Source organism: Falsochrobactrum ovis, from assembly GCF_003259955.1.
Classification (GTDB): Bacteria; Pseudomonadota; Alphaproteobacteria; order Rhizobiales; family Rhizobiaceae; genus Brucella; species Brucella ovis_A.
In genome coordinates, this window is the sequence record NZ_QLMK01000036.1 from 1 (window position 1) to 2,755 (window position 2,755).

Consider the following 2,755-nt stretch of genomic DNA (forward strand, 5'->3'; position numbering starts at 1 on the left):
AGCGCCGCTACAAACGGCGCAACCGGATCGAGATCATGTTCGGGCGTCTAAAAGACTGGCGACGTGTCGCTACGCGCTACGACAGGTGCCCTATGACCTTCTTCTCTGCCATCGCTCTCGCCGCAACCGTTATCTTCTGGCTATGAGCAATGAGTCCTGAGCCTAACGCTGTCGCTTATCGCTTATGGCATGCTCGTTATCCGCGGCGCTGTTGATATGCCGGTGGCTGATTTCCTGCACCGCTGTTTACGAATTGGCATCATCGTTTCGATTGCCCTGGCCGGTGGTCTGTATCAGTCACAAATCGCAGACGCGATCATGGCTACCCCTGACGGATTAGCGCAGGCAATTTCCGGGAATGCAGGTGGCGCATCTGCAGCCAACATCATCGACAATGCTGCGGGTCAAGGCGCGGAATATGTGTCCAAAGCGTTTGAGGAATCGGGCTTCTTCAGCTCTGACGGTTTGACCTATGCCGCGATTGGTATTGTGTCTGCGATTGCTTTGACTGCGGTGGTCGGAGTCGGCGCTGTTTTTCTGATTGTTGCCAAGGTCGCTTTGGCAATTCTGGTTGGTCTCGGGCCGCTGTTCATCCTCGCCCTCCTCTGGCAGCCAACCGCTCGTTTCTTCGAGCTGTGGGCGTCTCAAGTGCTCAACTATGTGCTGACGATTGTGCTGTTTGCGGTGGTGTTCACGCTGCTAATGCAAATCTATGGCGGGTACATGGAACAGGCCGATTTAGACGGGGTGCAAAACGTCGGGTACACGCTCATTGGCATGATGGTGATTTCCGTCGTTTCGGTAGGTCTGTTGCTTCAACTTCCGAACATTGCAAGCGGTTTGGCTAGCGGTATTGGCATCAGCTACTGGTACGAATTGCGAGCCATGCGAGGCGGGGCATCAAGTGCCTATCGCGGCGCTCGTGCCGTTACTCGCGGTGCTATGGCCGCTCCCCGTGCAACCGCCAATGCGGCGCGTGGTGTTGCTCAGATGGCAACGGGTGCAACCGGTGTGACTCGCGCTGCTGTGGGCTACTTCCGAGGCCGCAAAGCGGGGTGAGACACATGCATAACTGTTGCATCACCCTCGCATCATTTCCGCTTCATGGTTGCATCATCCCAATGCGCGGAGCGCATTGGGGCCAAGGTTCAACCCTCTTGGGGTCGGGCCTGCCCAGGACAAAGCGGAAAAGAAAAAATGACCATCTGTTGGCCCTTAACCCGTCTATAGACAATACGCACCTCCAGGTGCGGCGTAATACATTGATTTGTAAAGGGATTTTGTGGTTTGCATCATGGGCCACTGTAGTGTTCGACCACTACAAAACGGCCGCAAACCCGCATGAATGCTGGCCCGCCAACACTACAGGGACACTACAAGAGGCGTTTTATGGCGGGTGAGATGCAGATCATTAAAGCCGTTATATCGCCCGACCTAAAAACGCGGTTTAGGCGGGCTGTTGAGCGTCAAGACCGAGTGGTAAGCCAAGTTTTGCGAGACCTCATCCGCGAATACATCTGGCGGGCGTCCAAGAAGCGCCTGAACTATGGCGCGGTCTATTCGCCTTCTGGCGGCGACATCATCAGAGCGGCCATTGACCCGGAATTGAAAGCTCAATTTGAGGCGGTCGCCCGGCAAAACAACGTCATCCCCAGTCGCGTGCTGCGCGATCTTATCCGCGAGTATGTCGAGCGGCACGCGAAGGGCGATATTTGGGAACCGGGAAAGGAAATCAAGCGAAAGCAGACACTGAAAACAGGAGGCGGCAATGGCCGATAAGTTCAGGGCCAGATTCACCCGTATCAACCGGGCGGTTCAGAAGGGCCTCGCGGCGTTATTTGCGGTGATGGGGGTGCTGCTGTGCCTTGCATTCTTGCTGATGGTTCCTGACCTTTTGACCGCAGAAAGGCCCTTGGAAACCATCATGAACGCGGCGGCGGCCGTTGGCTTGTGCTGGCTGCAATGGCGTTATCGCCATATCGTCTATCCGCAGCTTCGGCGCGACTATCTGGCTGAAAAACGGGCCTGATTAGCGATTTCACGTGCTGACCTGTCGCAGAAATCCTGATCGGTGACGGCCGCCAGGTGGCGACCGTCGGGCATGTTCTCAGCGGCACCGAGGCGGTGCGCGTCAAGCTGGCATCGGGCGAATGGCGGCCGGCCCGCGTGGCCGGGGTTGATCCATCCCTGGACGTGGCCTTGCTGCGCATCGAGGGCGAGCCAGGCCGGCCGGTGACGCCAGCGCCTGCCATGCCCCGGCAGGGGCAGGCCATCGCGGCCGTGGGCGCGCCCAACGGCTGGGGCTTTTCCCTGTTGGCCGGGATCGTGAGCCGCTACGGCGAGGCCTCCGGGATGTTCCAGACGCAGCCCATGATGCAGATCGACGCCCCTGCGACTGGCGGTAACTCCGGCGGCCCGGTGTTCAACACCAGAGGCGAGGCTGTGGGCATGGTCAGCTTCGGCAAGGGCGCATTCAATCAGGCCGTGCCCATCAGACGGGTGCTGGAGATGACGGATAGGATCAGGCGTTCTGCCTTTGCTTCACCAGCCGGGTGAATGACTCCACATCCATGAGCCAGACCTGCTGTGCCGCCGTGTAGGTCGGGTGCAGGCTCCTGGGCAGCACAAGCTGAACCCGTTCAGCCTTCATCTCGTCCGTCGGTGTTGTCACGTTAAGTTTCTCTGACCGGAAAGGCCCGTGGCTCGTAGATATTCAGGCGAAACAGGCCGCAATTTTCCATGCATCGAAAGCTTC

The 2,755-nt window shown here is 58.2% G+C and carries 6 protein-coding genes; 5 read left to right on the forward strand and 1 reads right to left on the reverse strand.

All coding sequences use genetic code 11. The annotated features are described in order from the left end of the window. From C7374_RS15755 to C7374_RS15775, 5 genes are all read left to right on the forward strand, one after another. Positions 1 to 146, forward strand: a 146-nt coding sequence (locus C7374_RS15755) for a transposase (RefSeq protein ID WP_146612710.1), incomplete at its 5' end; no start/stop codon positions are given. A 43-nt stretch (positions 147 to 189) separates the two neighbouring features. Then, positions 190 to 1,059 carry a TrbL/VirB6 family protein gene (locus C7374_RS15760; protein WP_111576540.1) on the forward strand — a complete coding sequence of 290 codons (870 nt, stop codon included), beginning with the start codon at positions 190 to 192 and terminating at the stop codon, positions 1,057 to 1,059. Positions 1,060 to 1,389: 330 nt separating this feature from the next. Next, positions 1,390 to 1,779, forward strand: coding sequence for a hypothetical protein (locus C7374_RS15765; protein WP_146612755.1), 390 nt, complete (start codon positions 1,390 to 1,392; stop codon positions 1,777 to 1,779). Next, positions 1,769 to 2,029, forward strand: coding sequence for a hypothetical protein (locus C7374_RS15770; protein WP_111576542.1), 261 nt, complete (start codon positions 1,769 to 1,771; stop codon positions 2,027 to 2,029). Before C7374_RS15765 ends, C7374_RS15770 begins: the two co-directional genes overlap by 11 nt. 38 nt (positions 2,030 to 2,067) lie before the next feature. Next, positions 2,068 to 2,556, forward strand: coding sequence for a S1C family serine protease (locus C7374_RS15775; protein WP_280970297.1), 489 nt, complete (start codon positions 2,068 to 2,070; stop codon positions 2,554 to 2,556). Here the strand turns inward: C7374_RS15775 and C7374_RS16630 are convergent. After that, on the reverse strand, positions 2,522 to 2,671 hold the full coding sequence (locus C7374_RS16630; protein WP_210205164.1) for a type II restriction endonuclease: 150 nt from the start codon (positions 2,669 to 2,671) through the stop codon (positions 2,522 to 2,524). The two genes, C7374_RS15775 and C7374_RS16630, sit on opposite strands and share 35 nt — an antisense overlap. Between the last annotated feature and the right edge of the window lie 84 nt (positions 2,672 to 2,755).